Below are 1323 nucleotides of genomic sequence, written 5' to 3' on the forward strand. Positions count from 1 at the left end.
GCAGATTCGCGGTGTCCTCGGGCAGCGGAAGATCCGGCAGCGTCGGAATGTTGCGGCTGCCGGTGGTGGAGGCGGGGGGCGGGCCGCGCGGGGGGTGGGAGTGAGGCGGGGGCCGGGGGGGGGCGTTTCTAACCCCCGCGCGGGGCGCCGCGGGCCCCGGGGGCCCCCGCGGTAACGCCCCGGGGGGGTGGCGGCGGGGCCGTTTCGCTGTCCGCGGCCGGGCTCGATAGACTCGGCTCGTGGTCCTCTTCTTCGAAGTTCTGCTGATCCTGGTGTCGGTGCTGATCGCGTGGTTCGGTCTGTACGTGTTCTACCGGTTGTTCACCGAATCATGAGCGGTCTCGCGAGCGAAGGTTCCGAACCGGCCGAGCACGCGAGTGAATCCATGAACGGCAGTGCCGAGTCCGGGAACGGCCGTGCGGAGCCCGGGAACAGCGACACCGCCGCGAACGCGCGCAGCGGCGACAAGGCGATCGCCGACGCCGCGGAGCGCGCCTCCACCACCGGCAGCCGCAACATTCCGACGCTGCCGGATCTTCCGCTGCCCGAGGACACCGCGAATCTGCGGCTCGGCCCGGATCTGAACCACGCCATGCTCGCACTGCTGCCGATGGTCGGCGTGTGGCGCGGTGAGGGCGAGGGCCACGATCCCGAGCGCGGCGACTACCGCTTCGGTCAGCAGATCGTGGTCTCCCACGACGGCCGCGACTACCTGTCCTGGGAGTCGCGCAGTTGGTTCCTCGACGACAAGGGCGAGTACGACGGCCCCGACCTGCGCGAGACCGGCTTCTGGCGGATCGGCGTCGACGGCGACGACGAGGTCATCGAACTGCTGCTGACCCACAGCAACGGCATCGTCGAACTCTTCTACGGCACCGCTCTCACCCAGGCCTCCTGGGAACTGGCCACCGACGTGGTGATCCGCAGCCAGTCCGGCATCGTGGTGGGCGGCGCCAAGCGCCTCTACGGCATCGTCGACGGCGGGGACCTGGCCTACGTCGAGGAGCGCGTGGTCGCCGACGGCCCGCTCGAACCGCGCCTGTCGGCCCGTCTCCAGCGCTACATCGGCTGAACGTCCCGCCACCTCCGGCCGCCGGTCGATCCCGGCGGCCGTTCTCGTCTCCGCCGGACGAGCTGCCCCGGTCCGCCCGGAGCCGTCGGGCCGGTGCGCGCGGGCTCGGCCGATCGACGGCCTCCGCACAAGGAGCGGCCCCCGAGTCGTTGGGGGGGGGGGGGGGGCGGGCCCCCGCCCCGGGCGGCGGCGCCGCGGGGGCGGGGGGGGGGGGGGGGGCGGGGGTTAGGGGGGGGGCCCCCCCGGGGGCG

At 73.5% G+C, this 1323-nt stretch carries 1 protein-coding gene and 1 pseudogene; one reads left to right on the top strand and one right to left on the bottom strand.

The features are described 5' to 3' along the window. A pseudogene (locus QH283_RS26735) lies at window positions 1-73 on the bottom strand (FABP family protein); the annotation flags it as partial. Between the two features lie 258 nt (window positions 74-331). Between QH283_RS26735 and QH283_RS26740 the strand changes: the two are divergent. Continuing rightward, window positions 332-1072: an FABP family protein gene (locus QH283_RS26740; RefSeq protein ID WP_280505702.1), complete on the top strand. Its 741-nt coding sequence runs from the start codon at window positions 332-334 to the stop codon at window positions 1070-1072. Window positions 1073-1323 lie beyond the last annotated feature (251 nt).

This window comes from Nocardia farcinica, assembly GCF_029867845.1.
GTDB lineage: Bacteria > Actinomycetota > Actinomycetes > Mycobacteriales > Mycobacteriaceae > Nocardia > Nocardia farcinica_A.